Annotated in this window: 1 protein-coding gene; it reads left to right on the top strand. The window is 33.9% G+C overall.

Annotation, left to right across the window (positions count from 1 at the left end):
- Positions 1 to 84: 84 nt before the first annotated feature.
- Positions 85 to 1,247 (top strand): IS3 family transposase gene (locus ACFVRR_RS24285; protein WP_387333335.1). Its coding sequence is split into 2 segments (ribosomal slippage): positions 85 to 376 and positions 376 to 1,247, totalling 1,164 coding nucleotides; the frame shifts between segments, so codons are not numbered across the junction.
- Positions 1,248 to 1,286 lie beyond the last annotated feature (39 nt).

Genomic DNA, 1,286 nt, shown 5'->3' on the forward strand with positions numbered 1-1,286 from the left:
TATAGTGAACCCTTTATGTGGGACACGAGAAAAAACACCTTTTATGTCGTATAGTAAACTATATTACATAAGGGGTGTTTTTTTATGGGGACAAGAGTTCATTATGATCCAGAGATAAAATGGAAAGCTGTAAAAATGAAAGAAGATGGATACGCAAATAGTGTGATTATGGAAACTTTAGGAATAAAAAATGTCTCCCAGATCAAGACATGGATGAGGTGGTATCGAGCTGGTGAAACACACCGATTTGAACAACCTGTCGGAAAACAATATTCCTTCCACAAAGGCATAGAAGAACTTACAGAAATAGAAGCACTAAAATTGAGGATTAAGCATCTTGAGATGCAGAATGAATTACTGGGAAAGTTAAAAGGGATCTCAAAAAATTAACGAAAACAGGTATTGTAAAGGTATTAGAGGAACTAAAGACAAAATACCCAATTCGAGAAATGTTAAAGTTTCTTGAGATCCCAAAAAGTAGTTATTACCGTTGGAAAAGACAAAAACTTTCAAATGATGATCAGGAATTAATTAAATTGATAAAAAAGATATACAAGAAACATAAGAAAAGGTATGGTTACCGACGAGTTACAGGTGAATTAAAGACAGTTCACGGTTTGAGAATTAATCGTAAGAAAGTTAGAAGATTAATGCGAGAAATTGGGTTATTTGCGAAAATCCGAAGAAGAAAGTTTGTGCACTATAAACCTTCTGAAAGTGTAAAAATGGAAGATTTAATTAAAAGAAAGTTTAAAGCTGAAGCTCCAAACCAAAAGTGGTATACAGATGTATCGACTCTAACATTTGGAGAAAACCATTTATATTTATCAGCTATTATTGATGGATTTAATAACGAGGTAATAAGCGCCGTAATAAGTGATTCTCCTAATTTAAAGTTAGCCTACGATACAGTAGATCAAGCTTTGGAGAAAAGGAAAATTAACAAGGTTATTCTACATTCTGATCAAGGAGGTCTCTATACATCACCCAAGTTTCAGGCATACGTAAAAGAAAAGAACATTATCCAAAGCATGTCCCAAAAAGGAGTGTGCTACGATAATGTTCAAATTGAATCATTCTTCTCACATTTGAAGACAGAAGCCTTCTACTCTCAAGATTACGCAGCGACCAACTCCAAAATCATTGAGATTGTGAAAGAATATATTTATTATTATAACAATGAACGAATTCAAATAAAACTAAATAACCTGCCCCCGATAAAATATCGGGAGCAGGTTGCGGCATAGGTGTTTTTTCTGAAGTCCCAAAAACAGGGTTCAGACTAA

The sequence above is a fragment of the Gottfriedia sp. NPDC057948 genome, assembly GCF_042887255.1.
Lineage (GTDB): Bacteria > Bacillota > Bacilli > Bacillales > Bacillaceae_G > Gottfriedia.